The sequence below is a fragment of the Ochrobactrum sp. MYb379 genome, from assembly GCF_037479515.1.
In the GTDB taxonomy this organism is placed as follows: Bacteria; Pseudomonadota; Alphaproteobacteria; order Rhizobiales; family Rhizobiaceae; genus Brucella.
The window spans coordinates 199,015-221,092 of sequence record NZ_JBBGYW010000004.1 but is presented as its reverse complement, the minus strand read 5'-3'; the positions used below and the strand labels follow the sequence as shown (position 1 = coordinate 221,092).

Here is a 22,078-nt window from a genome sequence, read left to right as displayed (position 1 = left end):
ATACTTGTTCGGCCGTGTTCGGTAAACGCGAAGGCGGAATTTCGCTCAAAGCAGAAGCAATTTATGTTGCCGGCTCCAAAAGCTGGCTTCATTGCACGAGCTACGATCTGTCAGCAGATCGCTTACGGTTTCCTTTGATTGATCAGTGTGTCAATGCATTAGCTTTGGCTGGAAAGCCAGTCGTGAAAGACATTGACTTCATATCGACGCAGGGCTTTAGTCGATGCGACGACATAGTAAGCCCATTTGACGGGCCAGCGGATGTTGGGCATGAGATGCCTTACCTTCGTTGGAAATAAGAAAACGTTCAACGTCTCCCTTCCAAGGCTCAATCTTAGGAAAAGGTTGATGTTCCCGTTTGTAAGAAAACTCCGTCGCATCAGATCGCAGTATTTTGCGAACCGTATTACGAGAAACATGAAGCTCTCTGGTGATCTTCTTTACCGTCCAGCCTTGAACATGGACGGCGCGGCGGACACGAGCAATCGTATCCACTCTTTTCAACTCCCTACTCCATCCGCTGACTAAAAGTCGGATACTCGGTTGAAATCTAGCAGGGGTCAAAATTGAATAAGTATTCGCCCGCTAGTGGGGTCAATATTCCCCGCCGAAACACAACCTACGCACAGCCAATCTATTTCCGTACCGGACGCGGTCAGGATCCTGCCGTCTACGAGATAGGAGAGGAATTCAAGATCGGCAAGGCAAAGGTTCATGAACTGGGCCAAGACGTCACCATCATCGCTTGTGGTATGGCCGTCCATGGTGCCAAGGCTGCGGTCCAAGCTCTGAATGAAATGGGCCATTCTGTGGGTCTTATTAATATGCATACGATCAAGCCGCTTGATGTCGACACTGTGCATGAAGCCGCGAAATATCCAAAAATTATCCTGTCCGTCGAAGAGCATAATATCCTTGGCGGACTTGGCTCGGCAGTTGCTGAAGTATTGGCTGAACAGCCTTCAAAGGCAAGGCTGGTACGTCACGGAATCATGGACGAATACAGCCTCATCGTTCCTCCGACCCACCTCTATCGCCATTATATTAGATGCTGTGGGGATTGAGGAAATCGCAAAGCTGCATCTTTAAGTAGCGCTTGATTTTAAGGTATGAATATAACACCGGTGAGCTATCATCTCACCGGAAATGAAACTGATTATTTTGCAACTTTTTCGCCAATTAACTGCGCCAAAATTCACGTGCTCCCGTTAAATTAGGCCACTCAGAGCTGGAATTTTATACCTATGATCCCTAATCTGGGAGAAGAAAGTTCCATGAAAGCATCAAATTTCTCGGAAGCGCAGATTGCGTTCGGTTTAAAGCAGACAAATGAGCTTACGACTATCTGGTTGCTTTCCCGTCGTTTACAGAAATAAATGAGCCCGTAATATGAACATGCTTTCCGCTGATTAGAATACGTTACTGCCTGCCATTCCTAAGTTCTTTCGTTATCAAGATGTCAGTTTCTGTGATCGCGCGCATTCAAGATGATTTATGACGTTTTAAGTCGGTGGTTTCGCTATCTGGAACACCAACGAAGCCGCCTGAATTCAATTCTATATCGCGTAAAACAGTGACGTAGGAATTATGACCAATAATCGTTATTGTAACATACCTAATGGAATCCATTCTTTGCTTTAATATATTTCTCCTATATGGGCAAATTGCGTAGCACAATATGCGATAAAATATGAGGAATTTAAAAAGTAAATTTTAACTCTCTAAATTATATGAGATAATTATACTTCAGAACGAGAGGATTAATTAGAAATATGTCGGGAATTCTTTATTATTATCTTGAGAAACAAAAAGAGGAAGCGGGAATGGATCTTCTAGCGCACAATCATTCAGAAAGTGATAAAGTTGTTGTAATATCGCATCCACCAGCATCTGAAAATGGTGCATTTGATGTCAAAATGAATGAAAATGGAATCTATGTAGAAACTATTATATCAAAAAATACCGAGGATAATAAAGAATAGATCTCAAAATAATTATTTACCTTCAGATTTGATGTCATAACAGATGTTAATTGGCCTGAGCCCAAGTTCCTTCCAGTTTTTGGTAGCAAAATAGCACCAGAAGAAGGTGCCCCCGCCATGCCATATGCCTGCGGGGGTATAACTAGCGATCAGAACCTATAATTTAATCCTACTTTAAACGTATGCATATCAAGCGAATTGGCCGCCTTTCGACCATTTGTGATACTCGATGAACCTTGGTGGTTGACCTGTTCATAAACTGGCTGTGTATATGGCTTACAGAAAAAGTCGTCAGGATCTGAAACGCATATTTCATTATCAGGTGGCAGGATCGGGGGCTTAACCTCTTCCCCAATTGGGTTATTAGTTGTGTAATCTTTGCTGGTACCTGCTTTTGCTGTGTCGAATTTAATATTTGTTTTGCCAAAGCGACTGTAGGAGTAATCTCCACGGATAGACCAATGCTCATTTAGGGCGTATTCCAGACCGCTACCGAGCGTATAACCAATCCTTGTTTTGGAAGCGCTTTCAACGCCAGACGCATCTGTTTCATAACCAAATGGCTGGTCTGATGAGTAAGCATTGGATTTATACTGCGTTCGATACTGAGACTCTTTCAAAAGAGCCAGACCACCTGAAGCGTATGCCATAAATCTGTCGTTGAACGCATACCCCACCTTAGGCTGTAAAGTAGCTATCCAGTCGATATCGTATTTTATGCTGGCATCTCGATAGTTGTCCTTAGCAAGTGTTGGATCCAGCGAGAACACATCCTCTTTGGTTGGTTTACCATAAAACTTGCTGGCATTAGCTTCGAGGCCAAGAATAACTCCATTTTTGAACTGCCAGTTATACCCAGCCTGCAATCCAAACATTGCGCCATTCAATGCTACGTCATCAGCGGACTCTCGCAAAGCATTGTCGGCATAAGATCCATCGAAACTCGTCGTCCTGCCCCATGTCGTACCAAAGCCGCCGCCCGCATGGGCCCCAACATACAGACCTGTCCAGTCAATCTGTTTGGATTCGGAGTTCCTATTGCCACGAAGGTTCGGCAGGAACGAAAGAGCGGACATAAAGTTTGTCTCGCCGCCAAATGATCCGGTTAGACCCGCATAGAATGTGCGCCCAGGCCCTGGCTGTGTGACAAGACCAAGCGGATCAACATAAAAGCGATCAAACAAGTTCTCGACCCGGAAGTCAGCAGTCAGGCTATCGCTGACCTTGTACTGCGCAAAAAGGTCAACGAGCGTGTAAGGCTCCCAACGCGTTTGTGCAATAAACTCTAGCGCTCCCGTTACAGTTACATCGCCATGACCCACTGCACGCGGTCCAATATGTGTTACACGTCCGCCGAGTGTTAACCTCTCCTCTAGCAACTTTTGCGACAGCGAGAGGTTAACCATGTACTTTGGCTGCACATGATTTGTCGCGTAATCAGCATATGTTGTTTTGTTAACGCAGCTATTCGCGGTCTTACAGTACTCTACGCCGAGAAAATAATTAGCAGACAGGTCAGCCGTAAATCCATCGTTCTCATATCGGCTCGAAAACTCCAGACCAGAAAAGCGAGCACGATCAAAATTCGAAATCTTCAGTATGGAGGCACCACCATCGGCCTCACGACCGATATAGTCTTTAACATCCCAGTTGAAGTAGCCAAATTTAATCATTGCACGATCGGAAGAAGCAACGACGTCCTCTCCGGTCAGATTCACGCCTAGCTCCCAGTTGTTGGAACGCTCTGGACGAACATCCAGGTTTGCTGGCGTGCTAAATGCCGCCACAGTTTCCATAATACTTGGCGCGCGCATTGTACTTGAATAAGTGGAGTAGAGTTGCACACCTTCCAGGGGATCAAGTGTCAGACCAACGGAAGGGCTAAAGCCACCATCGCTAAAACGTGAGCCTAGTCCACCCAGTGCAATTCCGACTTTCTGTTCAGGATCAATCCTATCTTCGGTCCAGAAATGCGAATAGCGCAGGCCACTGTTTACCTTTAGCCAATCGGTGGGTGACCAGACAGACTTTATATATGCCGCGGCTTCATGCCGGATAGCATCTCTGGCTGGTGACAACTTGTCCAGAACATCTGAATATTTGCTGCCGCGTGTATTTTCTCCACGATAAGAGACGCCGTAAGTCAGATCGATATCGCCGTATGCGCTGTAGAATTTCGACAGGTTATTGATATCAGCGCCCCAGAGATCGCTATCGGAACCCACACGAAATGTTGAAGGTAACCCCAGGGTTTCTGGCTTCAGTGCCGTAAATTCCACTCGGATTGGATTGCGTAATGTCAGATGCGTCCAATATGCATTGGCGTTCAGATGAATAAGATCATTATCCTCAGGATCCCAGTTATATCGCGCTGTGAAACTGTCAACACTGGTCCCTGCGGTCTGCGATTGCTGTGTCGCCTGACCCTTTTCTCCCGTTAAACGAGATGCGGTGCGGTCGCCAGCTTCGCTGCGAAAGTTCGTATATCCCAGTTGCAGTTTCTGACTTTCAGTGAGCTGCGTTGAAATCTTCGCGAGCCAAGAGCGCGTTTCAAGCTGCGTGTTGAGGACTTCTTCACCGCCACGATAGTTCACGAGGCCTTTATTAATGTAGTAATTGTCCCACTGATACCAACTAACCTTCTGCGGACCAGTTCCAAAGGGCTCTACACTTGGGCCATATTTTCCAGCATGATAATTGCCTTGCTTGCGCTGAGCATAACCCACCAGAAGCTCAAGACGGTCATCATCCTTGTAAGCGGCAATCATACTTCCCGATCCACGTGTCGGCGAGAACGCTGACGGCCTGTCCATTCCGGTTGCAGATAGGATAGGGATCTTACCCAATGAATCATAAGGCGTCGCGGGCCAATAATATCCGGCTTTATCACCAGCATGGGGTGTGGAGCTATTCGTTCCAACTTCACCTTTTACTCTTATACCCCAATTATTGCCCGGTTTGATAATGTCGTCAGCATTGACAGTGCGCATGGCGACTGAACCTGCATTCCCCCAGTTCTGCGTATCCGAACCCTTGGTAATATCAATGCCACCAATAAAATCAGGATCTACATATGTTCTGTTCGATACACCCTGATAACCTTGATAAACACTCAGCGAGTTTTCAGCGCCGTCGACCGTTGTCGTCACGCGCCCCATCCCTTGCATGCCGCGAATGTTAACGTCGATAGCACCGGCACCATTTCGCGCCTCGCCAGACATTACGCTCGGCGTGCCACGAAAAATATCTGCAGGGCTCGAACCGCGATAGCGCTCAATCGTTACGGAAGAAATGTAATCTGCCGGTGCAGCCGTATAATATGGCTCCTCACTCGGTGTTACGCTCGCTCCACCAGTAACTGTAATCGTGTCGAGGATTGTGCCGCCGCCATCATCAAGCTGTGCATCATTCTTCTGCCCCGTTGTAGATGTAACCAAGGCTGCGGTGGAAGCACCAGAGATGCTTGCACTAACACCCGTGCCTTGAAGCAATCTATGCAAAGCTTGTGCTGGAGCCATTGAACCGTTAACGGCAGTCGATCGTTTTCCCTTCACTGCTTGAGAAGTGAAACCTACTTCCCATCCAGAAATACGAATGAAAGTTGCTATCGCTGAAGACAACGGCTGAGCTGGAATATTGTAATTACCCGGAACGGTCGCTTGCTGCTGCGTATAGCCTGCAGTTGGTACTATCAGACCCAAGCTCGCGAGGCACGAGGACGCGATTAATAGCCCGACAAAACGTTTTCCCGTAGAGTATTTGGCTGAACTATTTGCAACTTTTGTGCTCAGTAGGAACGCCTTATGCCTCATCGCAAGCCCTCATGCATGAATTAATTGACCAATCTGCTTTGCAGAATTTTGGCCTCTAATCCTTTGACAAACGAGCTCAGCAAATCTTGCAAAAAAAGTTGAATATTTAATGCAAGATTATAATTCCACCCGGAATTTGCGTTATATCGGCCCCGGCAGCCTCTGCTAGAGACTGAATCACACGCACCGGATCATCGATGCGATAAGTACCATTGATCTTCAAACTACGAAGGTCTGAGTTAGCGATTATGATCGTGTGCGCGTAGTATCGAGCGATTTCATCGATCACATCGCCAAAGGGTTGATCGTCAAACACAAACCGTCCCTGTTGCCAGGCTAGAGCAGTTGTTAGATCAACTTTCTCCACTGACGAAAGCTGTGTTACCGACGCAGTGATAGTCTCACCAGCTTCCAGATTTGCCGTATCGCTCACTGTTCCACGATGGGTTACACTGACATGCCCATGCTCAAGCACAATAGTATCGTGGTCTGATTGCTTGCGCACCGAAAATGCTGTGCCCTTAACTTCAACGTCAGAGAATGCAGAAGCAACTTTAAAGGGCCTTGATGCATCGGGAACAACGTCAAAATACGCCTCACCTTGGAGCAAACGAACCCCGCGCTTACCTTCTTCAAAGTCAAGAGCGACTGCTGAGCCGGTGTTCAATGTCATGCGCGAACCATCAGGCAATGTCACTTCTTCACGGGTACCGACTGCTGTTAGATAATCAGCCTGCCATTGCAGCATCATCTCTGGATATTTTTGCACGCCAATGGCTATGAGTATGAGTATGACGGCAGCAGCGGCAATAGATGCTTGAAAAAACCTATTTCGATTGGCTTTTTTGAGACGGGCGGGCGCGATTGAAATAATCGGATTTTGCTTTCGGTAGCCTGAGGCAAGCGCAATATCTTGTGCGATGATCTCCATTTCAGGCAGCTTCCAAGCCTCCGCAACAACTTCGAAAGCTTTTGCGTGTGCAGGATCAGCTTTTTTCCAGTTTTCGAATTCTTCCAATACCACATGATCATCGCTGGAAGCCTGAAGACTAAAAAACCAATGAAGGGCTTCCTCCGTCGCTTGATCGCTATGATCGGAGCCATTTTGGTTAGAACGGTCTTCTTTTTTCTCTTCTGTCACTCAGTCGGTCCGGTCCAAAAACACGCCAGTTGATGCCTATAATATATAAGACAAGTGACGGTGTTAAATCTTACAAAAATAAATTCTCAGCCGAGTGAATTTAGAAATCCAATAAAGCTTCATCGATCTCGGCGCATTACCGATCAACTTTTGCCAAAGCCTCCAAACAAACTGCATGCGCCTTTTTCAGATCGTTGAACACAGTATGTGCAGAGACTCCGAGATGCTCGGCAATTTTTGTATGGGTCCACTTCTCAATATGGCTCAGCATCCATGCAGTCTGTGTCCGTTGAGGAAGCTTGGCAATGGCATCACTTATACTTTGCAATCTCTGCCGTTGAATTAAACTCGCTTCCTGAGAAGGTACAGCGGAGGGAACTTGAGCGAGCTCCGCATCATCAATATTCTCAAGTTCAAATCTACCCCGCATCTTTTGGCGACGCTTGTGATTAAGCGCAAGATTTCGTGCCGTCACATAGAGGAATGCCTCAAGGTGCTGAATGGATCCTCCCTCTAGCGCCTTTTTTACTTGAACATATGATTCTTGAATGATGTCTTCAGCCGTCTGTGGATCGCCAACAATACTCATGACGCGCCACATTAATGGCTTGCGATTTGTCATAAAAATATCAGTTAGACTCTGGCGCACAGCTATAACAAAAGACCTAAAAAGCTCGCTTCGTGATGCGAACGGACATCGATGGCTTGGCAAGCCAATAACTGAATTGACAGATTGTCGCAACCAAAAAGTGTCATTGTCCCACGGCGAGCCGCAAGCGCTTCTTTCAAGATTTAGCCCTGTGAAAGAGGGAGAAACGTCTAACAATGTGCACAGCAGTGGACACCATGTCATTGAGTGGCGAGTTTATTATTTAAACGCAGAAAGTATCGACTGCCTTTAAACAGAACGACGCCTTATTGTCATTAAGTGTCGGACGATACTGATCTGGAGCGTGTCGCGCCTATTTATATTCACTACACTCACTCTTACTCTTTATTGTTGGGTATGTCGTTGTCGGTAAGCTGTTTCCTACTTTTCCGTGACTTGCTTTAGATTTCAAGTCAAGAACATGATGTTCGGCACCATGCCAGGAGAACGTCGATGCCTTTTGCACAGATTGCAAGTCAAGAAAATACAACTGCAAAACTGAACTCTCTGTCGTCTTAGATGACACACTCTATAGACCTTTTCCAACTGTACGCTTTAAGCGTGCCCTTGGGGCTAGCCGTCCATTGGTATTGCCATCACGCCCTAATGCGCAGTGGAGCCTGGATTCCGTCAGCGGCGCTTTCTCCGATGGCAACAGTTTCCGCATGCTGACGGTCGTTGATGATTTCACACAAGTGTGCATGGCGTTGTTTGCGGAGACATTTCCGTCGCGTCGGAGGTTTATCAGGAATTGGGATGCAATCATCACAAGAAGGGGCTGGCCTCGAACGACTATTTCGGACAAAGGCACGGATATGACAAGCTGGGACCGCTTGAAAGGGTGTAAGGATATTCATGTCCAATGGCACTAAATCGCACCCGGCAAGCCGATGCAAAACGAAATTGTGGCAAGCTTCAACGGCAGTTTTTACGATGCATACCACAATGAGACTCTGTTCTTGATACGGGTATTGAGATCGCCGCATTGAAGGAGGATTACAAACCCAAGACTCTCCCCAAAAACTGGAGAGAGCCTGGGGCTGGGGTCAAGGTTTGAGAACACTATTTTCAGAACGACAAGGCTAAAAAAAGCCATAGCATGAAATGTCAAATCCGAGCTTTGCACGAACCCGGATTAAGTGTTAGAATTTTGCTGTCAAACTGGCCCGCACCGTTCTGCCCGGCGACGGCATGAGACCAAGCGTCAATGCATCCATGTAATAGACATCGGTTGCGTTATCGACCGCAAAATCAAACGTCGTTTTATCATTGATCTTATAGCTGCCGAACAAATCGAGCAGAGTGTAGGATGTCCAGTTGACCGCAGCAGTATAGAACCCGCTATTTGCACTTGAAGTGTCTGTCGCACGTTTTCCAGTATAAGATACACGCCCGCCTAGTTCGAGTTTTTCGTCAAACCAGCGGGTGCCCAGCGTTATTGAACCCGTCATCTTTGGTGGAAGATGCAATTGCGCAAAACCATTGGATACACCACCCGGACGACACGCTATGATGCTATAGATTTCTTCTTCCTTCGTGCAGAATTCCATGTGCTTGTAATAAATACCGGATGCTTGCGTGAAAAAGCGCCCGTTGTCATATTCAGCAGACGCCTCAAAGCCACGGAATTTGGCATATTTCAGATTGCGCATAGCAACTGATGGCACATTGGCGCCTTCGGTAACGGTTTGCGTGGTTCGCGTGAGATAATTATCAATCGTGTTGTTGAAATATGCCGCCTTAAAGCGAACCTTATCGCCACTGGTGAAGACGTCATCTTCAAGAACGTTGAAGCCAAACTCCCAGTTTTTGGCATGTTCTGGCTTTACATTGAGTGTTGGTGCTGCGCCGAATGACCAGCCAGAGGTCGATTCAAACAGGCTCGGAGAACGGATTGCTTCCGCATAGCGGCTGTAGAATTGAATACCCTCTATTGGCTCAACAGTAACCGCAAAAACCGGCGCAAAACCAGAATTCGACTGGTCATTATTCATGTAGGTATCAGTTCGGACAATCCGTTCGGGATTGTTGTCGTAGCTATGGCTCCAAGTATATCGAAGTGCAGCTTCCAGCTTCAGCCAGTCCTGCGGCTTACACTCAGATGCAACAAAGCCGCTAGCCTCGCGACGCCAGCCGTCGCGTGTCGTTTGAAGTGCCGTAACACCAGATGCTCCCAGATCAATATCGTCTGGCGGTGCAAGCGTTTCATAGGTGTACGATCCACCATAATTCAGGGTGACATCACCCCATGCGGTCGAGATCAGGCTCTTGTTAGAAAGGTCAAAGCCTGTTCTCTTGGCGATGTCCCAATAACCATCGCTCATATCAATGCCGAAGAACTCGTAGGGTGTCAGAATCTGCGTTTCGGTATTGGTATGCCAGAGATTAGCCGTTAGATTGATGAGATCAGTATTATCCGGGTTCCACTCATAGCGCGACGTAAAGGTATTTACCGTCACTTCACTCAACGGTGCCTGTACAACGCCTTCGCCACGTACAATAACCGATGGCATCAACTCACCAAAGTGGCTGTTATAACGCATATAGCCGAGTTTAAGCGAATGGCCGCCCTCAAATGTCATTTTGCCTTTAAGAAGGTATGACGTGTTGTCTTGCGAAGTGTTGAGCACTTCTTCGCCACCACGATAACGATTGAGCCCCGTGAGACGGAAAACCGTGTTCTCGACCCAGCGCCCTCGTGTGGCCGGAACACGTTCAACGATGCGCTCAATCTCTGGAACGTCCCCATGTGTGCCGGAATAATAATTGCCCGTCTTACGTCGCGTATAAGCGGCAACGATTTCAGCATTTTCCCAGCGCGCAGCAAAAGCTACACTGCCAGAGCCCGATGTCGGCTCTAAAAATGCCGGACGATCCATGCCAGTCGGTGACATATAATCGTTGATATTTGGCAGCGTTTCCGGTGCAACGACCGGATTGCATGCCCAACTACAATCTGTGCGGTAAGATTTGTCCGAGTAACCATAAATGCCACCGGTCGTACCTTCAGGTGGAGGACTTGAGGTGTTTGACATGACACTGCCACGAACACGGATACCCCAGTTTTTATCACCCGTAATAATGTCGTCAGCTTCAAGCGTGCGCATCACTGCGAGACCACCTGTAGCTCCAACACCATAAACACCAGTAGTTGGCCCTTTTTCGATCATCACGCCGCCGATCATGTCAGGATCGACGTAATTCCGCGAGGCAACACCAGAATAGCCACGATAGACAACATTCTGCTGTTGAGCGCCATCAATAACCACCGGCACACGACCAAAGCCTTGCATACCACGAACATTAATATCAACGGCACCGCTGTTGCGGTTATCGCCCGAAAGAACGCCAGGTGTCCCTTTCAGGAAATCGCCAACAGAAGTCCCACGAAAGCGTTCAATCTCCTTTTCGGAAATATAATTGCTGGAGCCTGCTGTCTGATAAGGCGCATCAGCAAGTGTTGCACCCAATCCGGTTGTAACTGTAATTGTGTCGAGCAGCGTCGTACCTTCGGCACTCATCGTCTGAGGCAATGTGGGCTCTTTGCTGCGAATGGTGACAGTGTTGACACCTGTGAAGCCATAGGAAAGACCGCTACCATTCAAGAGGCGCGCAAGCGCTTCTTCACTGGTCATTGTTCCCGAAAGTGCCGGGGAATTTGTGCCCGATGCGACCGATGTCTGATAGGCAAGCTGAATGCCGGACTGATCAGCCAGAAGCCTTAAAGCGCGATTGAGCGGCTGGCTCGGAATATTGAACCGATGCGTCTGTGTTGTCTGCGCATAAGCGGCCTTGGGCATTGAAGCGGGCACGACTGCAAGACAAAGCGCTGTACTTGTCATCAAACTCGCAAGCAGGCCACGACGCATGTGCCAAAAACCTGCAGAAACTGCTTCAGTAACTATCATCGAACGTCACAATCCTTCTTACAGACGTCAAAGTTCCGGGCCGAAAAGCCCGTTGTAAGGATTGTGGGTGAAATGCTGCCTGAACCCTCTGATATGTAGACGCGCTACAGCGCGATTTGCCCAAAGACAAAAATGTACAATTTAAAAAATTATATCAGGCAATAAGAATAACGACGCCGGGAACACGATGAACGGAGAGTCCCTGCGTCTGTGATAAGGCACGAATGGCGGGCAAAAGCTCACTTGTCGCGAAAATTCCGCTGACCGGCACGTCCGAATTGACACCCGGACCAAAAACAATCCGTTCAGGCAGATAACGGCCAATATCAGCGACCACATTGCCAAAAGGACGACCTTCAAAAATCAGTCGCCCAGTTGTCCATGCAAGCTCTGTATCCAGATCAACACGATGCGTGCGCATTGGCAAACCACCTATGTCATAGCTTGTTTGCTCACTGGCGGTCAGCAAGACACTACCTTTGTCACTCGCGGTTGAACCAGAAGATACGCGAACTTGTCCCTTGCTAACAGTCACTGTGGTCGTCTTATTCGTTGCATGAACCGTGAATACGGTTCCTAGTGCATCACTGTTACCATCTTGCGAAGTGACCCGAAACAGTGTCTTTTCCTGAGCAACACGGAAATCGACTTCACCTTTGAGAAGGTGAACGAGACGAAAATCCGGACGAAAATCGACAGAAATTGCACTGTCTGTATTCAGGAAAGCTACAGAGCCGTCTGCAAGAGGCACTTCTGCCTGTTGTCCAACACCCGTTGCGAAATCAGCTTGCCACCATGTCCGTAACGTTGGAAGATTAAATGCTGCTGCAGATGCAGCGAGCGCCATACCTCCTCCAGCCAAAAACGCTCTGCGTCCGATCCGTGGTTGCGATAGAGCTATTTGATCTGGCTTGAGAACAGGCGCTACAGGCTTTGCATCCAGCACCTGCAACTCCTGCCAGAACACACGCTCACGTTCAAATACCTGCCGGTTTACGTCTGATGCATCCCGCCATACCTTGAATCGCTTCAGGTCCGCTTCACTCACATCGCCTGAGGTCAGCCGCACGATCCAGTCGCGCGCATCCATGGCGGTATGACGTTCATTGTCGGAGCGTTGTTCAGGTTCGGCCATTATAACTTTGCAATCTGGTCCCACACAAAACGTAGGAAATTGAATACTCTCATACTATAGACGTTTAAACGCGGCATTTATCAAAGAGAAATTCAAAAAAATCAGCAGTTAAACTCATCACGAAATCTGGCAAGATGTTCAAGCGCGCGCCTTATATGATAATAAACTGCATTGTCGCTCATTCCCATCTGCTCGGCTATCTTGCGATGAGGCACCCCTTGCATACGATTGAGTAGAAAGATTTCACGTGTCTTGTCAGGAAGCTCATCAAGTGCGTTGCAAAGCAAGGCAAGGTTTTCCTGGTCGATCAGCATCTTTTCAGGCGAGATTGTATCAACGCTCTCCCATAATATCTCGGAAAGCTCCTGATCAATTTCAGAGCGTCTGCGCTCTTTTCTGAAATGATCGGTAACGGCATTATTGACGACACGGGATAGATAACCGCCGACATTATCAACGGGAGTACTAGCGTTGGCAGCTTCAAGCTTCAGCCATGCATCTTGCACAACATCTTCAGCGATTGAGCTATTGGATGTCCGCATCCGCGCGGCCGCCTCAAGACGTGGTCGAGCCTTCATAAAGGCTGAAAGAAGATTGCCGAGTTTCAACTTGTCCACATTACCTATACGTAAACTAACACGCACCTGTATTATTGAGGATGCGCTCGACTTAGTGGATCAAAAAAACATATGCAACTAAAATCATTTAGAGTCATTCTAAGTCAATGATCTTGCGCTATTTTACCAACCATTCCCTATATTAAGCAAATCGTTCTAACAACCGAAATTGCATATACCAGCCATTTTCGGAGAGCGAGCATTTAGCATCCTCTCTTCTTTTCTCCTTCCTGATTTCTACGCAACTCTGACAGTCTTGATTTTCGCCGATCAGAGTGATTAAGGTGTACCGAACTAACCGTATTGCCCTAAAGTTTTATTACGAGTGAAAATTATTCCGTATTCTACGACTTAGATAATCAGTCAAGGGTCGGAGCGGTTGTCCCTTACTGACGACAACGTGGTACCTTATATTTTTGAAGGGAACTGATCCTACAACCAGCCAGTGATAGGGATAGTTAAACAATTACTGACTATCAATAGCCCACGAACTGTTGTTAGAAATCAAACAGCCCAGTCTTCTACCCGTAAACCAGGAACACGATCAAACTCTCTGCGATTGTTCGTAACCACAATCAGACCACGTGAGCGGGCGTGGCCAGCTATCAATTGATCGTATGGGCCTATAGGAGTTCCATGACGCGCCAATTCGGCACGTAATTGGCCCGTATGGTTTGCTGCCGGTTCATCATACGATAATACTTCAAGGCGAGCTGCGAACCCCTCTACGACTGCAAAGTTTTTTTCGGGATTGGCGGATTTTTCCGCCCCGTAAATCAATTCCATCAAGCTAATCGAGCTAATGCACAATTGATCGTGGAAGCGGTTAAACGCTTCCCGAACTTGCTGTGGTCGGTTCTTAATCGTAAAAATACATATATTAGTATCCAGCATGTACTTCAGCATTACAGCGCCTCGCGTTCCTGCGATGCAGGCTGATCACGCTCAATCATAAAGTCGGATGTCGGCTCAATACCTTCAAACCAGCTATCCCACACTTCACCAGCAGGTGCAATAATTCGAGTGCGCCCCACAACAACAATATCAACGCGCTTCACGTCGGCAGGCAAAGCTACTGACTTTGGCAAGCGGATAGCTTGACTTCGGTTGCTCTGGAATACTGCTCCCTGTTCCATTTTCGTAATTCCTCATTATCCAAACTGATATCATATCGATAGCTTACTGTCTGGGATATGTCAACGGGATATACTTTTAGATGTCAATGAGGCTGCCTTTTTGAAACTTAAGGCCATCAATGAAATTCCCATATGCGCGTACAAGGCCGGAAAAACCTGGCCTATAATCCAGTGGGTATCCGCAGCATTCAGAGTGCCAGTTAAGAACATTCTTAATGAGACTGATTGGTTCACTGGAGGAACTTCTCCAACCTAGCCACAATCCCAAGGATAACCAAAGCAAGTTCGTTGGATTTAAAACAACGCCAAAATCTTTGTTACTCTTTTGCGAAAAACAGCATAATTAGCTACCCTCAGCAGAAGCATGTAGCGTACAGAGTAGCTTCTCCACCCGTACATTACCCTGGGCGGCGTGGAGGACGGCAACTACACCATCTTGCGTACCGCACATTGCTATCATTATATTGTAGGCGAGCGGTTATAGTCCCGGCCATCCTGCCCCCATCCTATGTCAGCAATCCAATGAAGCACATCTATAGATCGAATAATTCGAGTTAGAAAAAACACTCGAGAAATAGATGTAAGAGAAATTGAAGTGGTTCTATACGTGATGCGTTAAAATAAAAAATTGTATCAGTTAACTAGATTTATGAACATTTCCTATCAATAATTACTCCATTTGAGTTTAATTATTATTGCTATCTTGTTAATTGGCCCAAATTCTCGCCGATAATGGGCAGTTCGAGGAATGTTGTCAAAGGTCACAATGACCGCGACCAGACCTTTGACTTTCGCTTGGATCGCTTCTCATGTCACTCAACTTGTCACACCAATAAGCAGATGGACGGATATGATGTCAGACTATCCATTCGAGCATGTCAGAAAAGGCAATGCCAAGTGTGACAATTAATAAGAGACAATCAACACAGTGCCAATATGACCGGAGTTTTGGGCATTGAGCGGGCTCGCATGGTCAATGAGAACCAATTGCAAATCATAATCGCTTTTAAAAGTGTGTGGGGCTATCAGTATAATTGTAGTGTGCAACAAGGCAGCTATTAGTAGCATAAATTTTTGCGATAGAGCCACTCAAACGCATTAAACAAGCCCCGGATTTCCGGCTGTTCTTTCTTACAGTTTGGCCACTTTTTTCAAATCACCCACCGCGCCTGGTGCAGCAACGAAAACCTTGCTACCCTTGGTCAGTTGCTCGCCTTCCGTTGGAAATGGATGCGTATAACCGCCTGCCTCACGCACAAGACAGAAGCCAGCCATGCAATCCCAGGCGTGCATATATGGCTCGTAATAGCCCACCAGACGTCCCGCTGCCACATAGGCAATCATCAGCGCGCCAGAGCCATTGCGAATAAATGTGCCGCCTGCTTCAAGCAAATCTTCGACAATCTTCGCAACTACCTGTGGCGTTACGTAATTATTGGCACCAATACCTGTCACCGCGTTACGAATTGTACGCGTTTCATCAAGCATCAGCTTCTTGCCGTTGAGTGTTGCGCCCTGCCCCTTGGCGGATGCGTAAAGCTCATCAAAGCAAGGCGCCTTGATCACACCGATCACCGGCTCGCCATCTCTCAGCACGGCAATGGAAACGCACCAGTTCGGCATTCCGTTCACAAAGGGGCTGGTGCCGTCAATGGGATCAACCACCCATGTATAGCCTGAACTACCCGCATTCAGTCCATATTCTTCACCCAGAAAACCATCGTCGCTGAAAGCTGCCGATACACTTTCATTGATCAGCTGTTCCACATTGCGGTCAGCAATGGACACCACATCCTGCGGGTCGCGCTTGGTTTCAATCACCAGCGTCTCGCGGCGATTGAAATAGTCGAGTGCCAGCGCACCAGCCTCGCGCGCAATGTCCTGCGCAAGCTTAAACCGTGCTTCAAGCTCTTTTGAAATGTCTGAGGTCATGCCTGGTTTCCAGTTAGAGGGAATGAAGATGCATGGTTCATGTGCTCAATTGTTGATGATGGCAAGGCCGCGCGGCTTGAAATGTATAGCCACATCCGTTTGTGGCGGAAGCGCTTCTTCCACGGCCGGATCGACAATGAAAAGCTTGCCGTGTTCAGTGTCGATTTCATATTCGATATGATCACCGAGATAAGCGGAATGGGTCACGCGTCCCGGGAAGTCTCCGCCTCTCTGGGCTTTCAAGCTGACCGCATTTGGTCGGATCGCAAGCTGTGCGGGTCCCAGCCTTACATGTGACGATGCCAGTCGATGACTGAGTTTTCCAATACGAATGACAGCTTCTCCATTTTCTGCGCTGACGACTTCACAGGGCACGACATTGGCCTCACCCATGAAGTCTGCAATGAAGGCAGATGCGGGAGACTCATAAAGGTCACGCGGACTGCCTTGTTGCGCTATATCGCCGTCTTTCATGACAATAATTGTATCAGACACAGCCAAAGCTTCGTCCTGATCGTGTGTGACATAAACTGCAGTAAAACCGAGCCTTTGCTGGAGTTCCCTGATTTCCGTTCTCACACGGCGGCGCAGACGCGCATCAAGATTGGAAAGTGGCTCATCAAGCAGCAGTACCTGTGGTTCCAGCACCAATGCGCGTGCAACTGCAACGCGTTGTTGCTGTCCACCTGAAAGCTCTGCAGGCAGGCGATGCCCCATGCCAGCGAGGCCAACGAGCTTGAGTCCGTCCTCGGCCCGTTCGCGCGCTTCTCTCTTCTTTAACCCGGAAGATTCAAGCCCGTACGCAACATTGTCGAGTGAAGTCATATGTGGAAACAGCGCATAGGATTGAAACACCATGGACACGTCGCGCTCATTGGCAGGAAGCATGGTCACATCCTTTCCACCGATCAGAATACGACCCGATGTCGGATGTTCAAGCCCTGCCAGAAGGCGCAGGGTCGTGGTCTTGCCACAACCCGACGGACCAAGCAGCGTAACAAGCGTTCCGGGTTCGACTGTCAGCGACAAATCAGGCAGAGCGGTGAAATTGCCAAATTTCTTGGTAACATTTTGAAAGGTAACGGAGCCGGGACGGATCTTGGTCATACGGCTTTCTCCTGTTGAACAGTTTTGATCGGCGTGAGCGTGGCAACGCGGTTTTCACGTCGTAACCGGCGTTCGCCGACAAGAAGCTGGAAGCCGGCAATTACGACCACCATCACCAGAATGAGTGCAGAGGAGTAAGCAATCGCCACGCCGAATTCGCCGTTCTCAACGAGGCCAACGATGTAAGAAGTCGCCATATTATACTCCGCCGAAACAAGGAAGATCACGGCGCTGATTGATGTAATGGCACGCACGAAGGAGTAGACGAGCGCGGCTCTAATGGCAGGCCGCAACAGCGGAAGAATTACTTTGCGGATCGTGCGGAAACTGCCTGCACGCAACGTAAGCGACGCTTCATCAAGGCTTTTGTCGAGCTGGCTCATGGCAGCGATACCTCCGCGCACGCCAACCGGCATATTGCGGAACACAAAGCAGGCAATCAGGATCAGCGCCGTGCCGGTCATTTCAAGCGGCGGCAGGTTGAATGCCATGATGTAGCTGACGCCAATCACCGTACCAGGAATGGCAAAGCTCAGCATCAGTGCAAACTCAAACACGTTGCGTCCGAAGAAGCGCTGCCGTACGATCAGATAGGCGGTGAGCAATCCTACTCCAGCAGTGAGAGGTGCCGAGATCAGCGATATTTCCATGGTCGTCCAGAAGGAGTTCCAGGCAACACCGGTCCATGCAAAACCACTATCGGTCCATGCCACCGAGAAAGCACGGCGATAATGATCGAACGTCAGCGAATTATCGAGACCCCAAGTGCGCACAAAACCACCGACAAGGATCATGAGATAAACGACCACGGTGAAGATCATCCATGGAATGACAAGGGCATAAACGCCGATCTTCAATTGTTTTGGCAAACCGGCATGCATACCTGAATCGCCTTTACCGGTGACCGTCGCAAAGTTCTTGCCCGATAGCCAGAGCCGCTGAATAAGGAATGCCGACAGTGTGAAACTGAGCAAAACAATCGCGAGAACAGCAGCACGCGATGGATCGTTTTGTGCACCGACCACGGCAAAGAATATCTCGGTTGAGAGCACTCCATGACTGCCACCCAGCACCATTGGATTGCCGAAATCGGCCATGCTTTCAATAAAAGCGATCAGGAATGCATTGGCCAGTCCCGGTGCCATCAACGGCAGTGAAACACGGTTGAAAGTACGCCAGCGGTCAGCACGCAAAGTTTGTGATGCTTCTTCCATGGAAGGCGATACACCTTCTACGACGCCGATTAGAACCAGAAATGTGATGGGCGTAAATGACAACACCTGTGCAATCCAGATGCCTGTGAGACCATAAAGCCAGCGGCCCGGCTCGACGCCAAAAATATTTGAAATCTGCTCTGTCACCACCCCAGCGCGACCAAACAGCAAAATTAGCGCCAGACCGATAACGAATGGCGGCGTGATGATCGGCAGCACCGTAAGAATACGCAGCCCTTTTTTAAAGGGAAAGCCCGTCCGCGTCGCAACAAGTGCAAATGAAAGCCCAAGCACGGTTGAGCCAGTTGCGGTCATCAGAGCGAGCCAAAGTGTGCGCCATGCCACACCACAACGCCCATCCCCGATCACACAAGCAAGGCTCCAGATCGAAGAATCCTGTATATTTCCAATGAAACCATCCGGCTTGAAGGAACCGTCGAAATCCTGAACGGAAGCGCTAAACATGCTGAAAATCGGATAGAACACAAAGACGCTGACAAGTGCTACCAGCAGGGTGATGGAGGAAACGACAAAAGCATCACCTTTCATCACACCACGTTCGGCAAGAGCGAACGAGAATATCAGCAGAAAACAAAGGCCTGTCAGGACGGCGCCTGCGCCAAAAGCCGGTTGTCCGACGGCTAGCTGACCAAATAATATTTCGCTAAAGGCCCAGTTCCAACCTGTGAAACCAATGGCCAATCCTTGCAATGCGAGAAGTCCAGCGCCGAGAAGACTTGCACTGATCAAAACGGACGTTCGTTTTTCGGCAGACATTGCAAAGCGAGCAAAACCACAAACGAGCATCAGCACCGCAATAACAGCAAGCCAAGGTCGGCCATAAACGAATATTTGCAGAATACCCGGAGCATCTTCCGCCTGACTGAAAATCCCTTGCAGCCAGTTGAAATTGAAGAACCCTTGCTCAATGCGATACCAAGGCAGGATAAAGAACGCAGCAAAAGCAAGCGCCAAAACTACATCAAGCCGTCGATTATGTTGTTTCATATTCTATCCGCTTTTCTGCTCAGTTTTTGCTCTTGGCCTGCAAAGTGGATGCAATTAATTGTTCTTCCGCCAAACAACCGGCGGAAGGTTGATAAAAATGAAGGCTTGCTTACCGCAAATGCGGCTATGTTTTAGTTGGCCTTTGCGCCGATTTCCTTATCCCAACGCTCAAGGATTTCCTTGCGCTTGGTCGGTTCGCCATAGGTTTTGAAATCGTAGTCGATCAGCTTGATGTCTTCAAAGCGTGGTGACTCTTTCGGCACTTCAGCGTTCTTGTTGGAAGGAAGCTGAAAGGATTTCGCATCTTTCATCTTTGACTGCACATCTGCTGTCAGAGCCCAGTCATACCATTTCTTGGCGTTATCGAGGTTGCGAGCGCCCTTGATGATTGACATAGAGCCGATTTCATAACCTGTGCCTTCACAAGGTGCGACGGATTTAATGGGGAAGCCTTCGGCAGTCATCGCAACCGCATCATGCATAAACACAATACCGATGCCGTTTTCGCCACGCGCAGCAGACTTTACGGGGGCAGATCCCGACTTGGTGTATTGCGAAACATTGGAGTTGAGCTTCGACATATAATCAAAAGCCTTATCCTCACCCATCAACTGAACCAGAGTGGCCAGCGCCGTGTAGGCCGTACCAGATGAGTTCGGATTGGCCATCTGGATTTCGCCCTTATAGGACGGGTCGAGTAAATCAGCCCAACAGAGTGGTTCTTTCAAGTTTTTTTTCTTTAAAAGATCGGTGTTATAACCCCAGCCAAGCGCGCCGGCATAGACACCCACGGTGCGAAACTCTGAGCTTTCGGCCTGCTTCTTCGCCCAATCCTGCAGCTGGTCAAGCATCGGTGATTTATATTCAAGTGTCAGACCTTCTGAAGCGGCTTGCAGGTGTGGATCACCCGTACCCGCCCACCAAATATCAGTCTTCGGATTGCGTGCTTCAGCGCGAACCTTTGCATAGGTTTCGCCAGACGACAGTCGCACCATATTGACCTTGATATTGGTTTCCTTCTCAAAATTATTCTTCATCTGCTCGCAAATTACGACATCCGCCGAACAGATAAGATTGAGATTACCAGAAGCCTGTGCCGAAACCGCAAATGATGAAACGCCAGCGGCAAAAACCGCGGCCAGAAGTGCTGAACGCATCATTATTCCTCCCTGTAGAGCAACTTAGATCTGTTTGAACCCAATCCGCGCTCTAACTCATTTGTTTTACAGCGCCTCCACGCTGCGGCTTCTTGCAAGCCTGTGCACAATCTTTGCCTTTTAAGCTTATGTGTCAACGTCTGATGTAAAATTTATTCTGAAAATTATAAAATTAAACCAATAATTCCATATCTCAGTTTCTTATAAGAATTTGATGTGCTCGGGCATGCCTAAAAAGCGAAACAGTAGATGATGGGTGAGAGATACACCTTGCCAGCTGGCATATGGAATTCAGTGATATCAGTTAGCCATTTCTCATTCGGCGTTGTGGCCTGGAAGTCGCGATTAATAAGGTTCCCGGGTGCCGGACTGATTTCTCCCAGATAGGAGCGGTATCGCCGCCGCTTTGGCGTGGCAACGATCAGGTTCTCCTGTTTCCTCAAGCGCTGCAAAACCTTCTTTGAGATTGTAACGCATTGTTTGGCCAAATGACGCCTGTAGCCTGCGGTAGCTATAGCATCGACGGTTGGCTTCGACGATTTTGGTGATGGTTTGTTGAATAGTGATGTACTTGTCGGTCATCCTCATGCGGGCTTGATGATAAAAATATGAGCTGCGCGCCAGTCCCAACAGAGCAAGCAGATCGCAGAGTTGATAAAGATTTTTTTGGATGTCAACCAACAGCGTTTTCTCCCGATTACTCAGAAGTTGCAGATCGACGCCCAGGTCTGCATACGCCGAGCTTTTCGGCCAGAGCCTGAGCACTTTCTTGCCGATTATAAAGTCCAATGACGCCAGCCTTCTTCAATGCGTAAGGGTATCGTGGACATCCAGTTTTTCCCGTGACAGCTTTGCTCGTTTCGGGAAACGCCTCACGAGCCCATGCTGTCAACGTTGCACAACCGGGATAGCCCTAAGCGCGCATCGTTGCAGAAACACAACGACCATGCGTGCGGTAGTGCTCAACAGCCACTTCCATCTGCGCCTGTGTGAACTTGGGGGTTCGGGGCACAAATCCTAAACACAGATCAAGATGGTGCTCATATTCGTGGTACCAGCCCTCCAAAGAATTCTTGCTTGGATAGCCCAACTGGCGAATAGCCGCGTTTGGGCGCTTGCTCAGCTTGATGTAAAGCGCAACAGCTCGCATCCGATCTTCGTAGGAATACATGAGGTCGGAGTATCCAGAAGCCGCACAATTCCAGATAACCAGTCAAGATTCTCGGTAGCTGCACTTCGCCGTCGGCCAAGAGATTGATAACACTTGATGGGATTTGGAC

The 22,078-nt window shown here is 48.3% G+C and carries 17 protein-coding genes and 1 pseudogene; 4 read left to right on the top strand and 14 right to left on the bottom strand.

The features are described 5' to 3' along the window. Positions 1-216: 216 nt before the first annotated feature. Positions 217-495 (bottom strand): helix-turn-helix domain-containing protein, encoded by a 279-nt coding sequence (locus WH356_RS10990; protein WP_445253657.1) that lies wholly within the window; start codon positions 493-495, stop codon positions 217-219. Positions 496-566: 71 nt separating this feature from the next. On the opposite strand from WH356_RS10990, the gene WH356_RS10985 reads away from it, so the two are divergent. Together WH356_RS10985 and WH356_RS10980 are read left to right on the top strand one after the other, a co-directional pair. Next, complete coding sequence (locus WH356_RS10985) at positions 567-1,064, top strand: transketolase C-terminal domain-containing protein (protein ID WP_339510687.1); 498 nt, start codon at positions 567-569, stop codon at positions 1,062-1,064. Positions 1,065-1,772: 708 nt separating this feature from the next. Beyond that, on the top strand, positions 1,773-1,982 hold the full coding sequence (locus WH356_RS10980) for a hypothetical protein (protein ID WP_339510685.1): 210 nt from the start codon (positions 1,773-1,775) through the stop codon (positions 1,980-1,982). Positions 1,983-2,131: 149 nt separating this feature from the next. Here WH356_RS10980 and WH356_RS10975 read toward each other — a convergent pair whose 3' ends face one another. The 3 genes from WH356_RS10975 to WH356_RS10965 all read right to left on the bottom strand — a co-directional run bounded on the left by WH356_RS10975 (position 2,132) and on the right by WH356_RS10965 (position 7,584). Continuing rightward, positions 2,132-5,683: a TonB-dependent receptor domain-containing protein gene (locus WH356_RS10975; protein WP_339510683.1), complete on the bottom strand. Its 3,552-nt coding sequence runs from the start codon at positions 5,681-5,683 to the stop codon at positions 2,132-2,134. A gap of 217 nt (positions 5,684-5,900) precedes the next feature. Continuing rightward, entirely contained in the window at positions 5,901-6,935 is a 1,035-nt protein-coding gene (locus WH356_RS10970; RefSeq protein WP_339510681.1) for a FecR family protein, read from the bottom strand. 136 nt (positions 6,936-7,071) lie between these two features. Beyond that, entirely contained in the window at positions 7,072-7,584 is a 513-nt protein-coding gene (locus WH356_RS10965; RefSeq protein WP_339511171.1) for an RNA polymerase sigma factor, read from the bottom strand. 584 nt (positions 7,585-8,168) lie between these two features. Here WH356_RS10965 and WH356_RS24060 point away from each other — a divergent pair. Beyond that, complete coding sequence (locus WH356_RS24060; protein ID WP_445253656.1) at positions 8,169-8,456, top strand: DDE-type integrase/transposase/recombinase; 288 nt, start codon at positions 8,169-8,171, stop codon at positions 8,454-8,456. After that, a complete protein-coding gene (locus WH356_RS24055) occupies positions 8,457-8,573 on the top strand; it encodes an integrase core domain-containing protein (RefSeq protein ID WP_445253665.1) in 117 nt (38 codons plus the stop codon). Positions 8,574-8,726: 153 nt separating this feature from the next. On the opposite strand, the gene WH356_RS10960 is transcribed toward WH356_RS24055, so the two are convergent. From WH356_RS10960 to WH356_RS10915, 10 genes and pseudogenes are all read right to left on the bottom strand, one after another. After that, a complete protein-coding gene (locus WH356_RS10960; RefSeq protein WP_339510679.1) occupies positions 8,727-11,492 on the bottom strand; it encodes a TonB-dependent receptor in 2,766 nt (921 codons plus the stop codon). 154 nt (positions 11,493-11,646) lie between these two features. Then, complete coding sequence (locus WH356_RS10955) at positions 11,647-12,627, bottom strand: FecR family protein (RefSeq protein ID WP_339510677.1); 981 nt, start codon at positions 12,625-12,627, stop codon at positions 11,647-11,649. Positions 12,628-12,728: 101 nt separating this feature from the next. Continuing rightward, positions 12,729-13,244: an RNA polymerase sigma factor gene (locus WH356_RS10950; protein WP_339510675.1), complete on the bottom strand. Its 516-nt coding sequence runs from the start codon at positions 13,242-13,244 to the stop codon at positions 12,729-12,731. 504 nt (positions 13,245-13,748) lie between these two features. Next, positions 13,749-14,150 (bottom strand): type II toxin-antitoxin system tRNA(fMet)-specific endonuclease VapC, encoded by a 402-nt coding sequence (gene vapC, locus WH356_RS10945; protein WP_339510673.1) that lies wholly within the window; start codon positions 14,148-14,150, stop codon positions 13,749-13,751. Beyond that, positions 14,150-14,380 (bottom strand): type II toxin-antitoxin system VapB family antitoxin, encoded by a 231-nt coding sequence (gene vapB, locus WH356_RS10940; protein WP_339510671.1) that lies wholly within the window; start codon positions 14,378-14,380, stop codon positions 14,150-14,152. Before vapB ends, vapC begins: the two co-directional genes overlap by 1 nt. A 1,131-nt stretch (positions 14,381-15,511) precedes the next feature. Continuing rightward, positions 15,512-16,312 carry an inositol monophosphatase family protein gene (locus WH356_RS10935; protein ID WP_339510669.1) on the bottom strand — a complete coding sequence of 267 codons (801 nt, stop codon included), beginning with the start codon at positions 16,310-16,312 and terminating at the stop codon, positions 15,512-15,514. A 45-nt stretch (positions 16,313-16,357) separates the two neighbouring features. Then, complete coding sequence (locus WH356_RS10930) at positions 16,358-17,419, bottom strand: ABC transporter ATP-binding protein (RefSeq protein WP_339510667.1); 1,062 nt, start codon at positions 17,417-17,419, stop codon at positions 16,358-16,360. Next, positions 17,416-19,641, bottom strand: coding sequence for an ABC transporter permease (locus tag WH356_RS10925; protein ID WP_339510666.1), 2,226 nt, complete (start codon positions 19,639-19,641; stop codon positions 17,416-17,418). Before WH356_RS10925 ends, WH356_RS10930 begins: the two co-directional genes overlap by 4 nt. A gap of 131 nt (positions 19,642-19,772) precedes the next feature. Further along, positions 19,773-20,798 (bottom strand): ABC transporter substrate-binding protein, encoded by a 1,026-nt coding sequence (locus WH356_RS10920; RefSeq protein ID WP_339511169.1) that lies wholly within the window; start codon positions 20,796-20,798, stop codon positions 19,773-19,775. 239 nt (positions 20,799-21,037) lie between these two features. Continuing rightward, positions 21,038-21,969 (bottom strand): annotated as a pseudogene (locus WH356_RS10915) (IS3 family transposase); the annotation flags it as partial. Positions 21,970-22,078 lie beyond the last annotated feature (109 nt).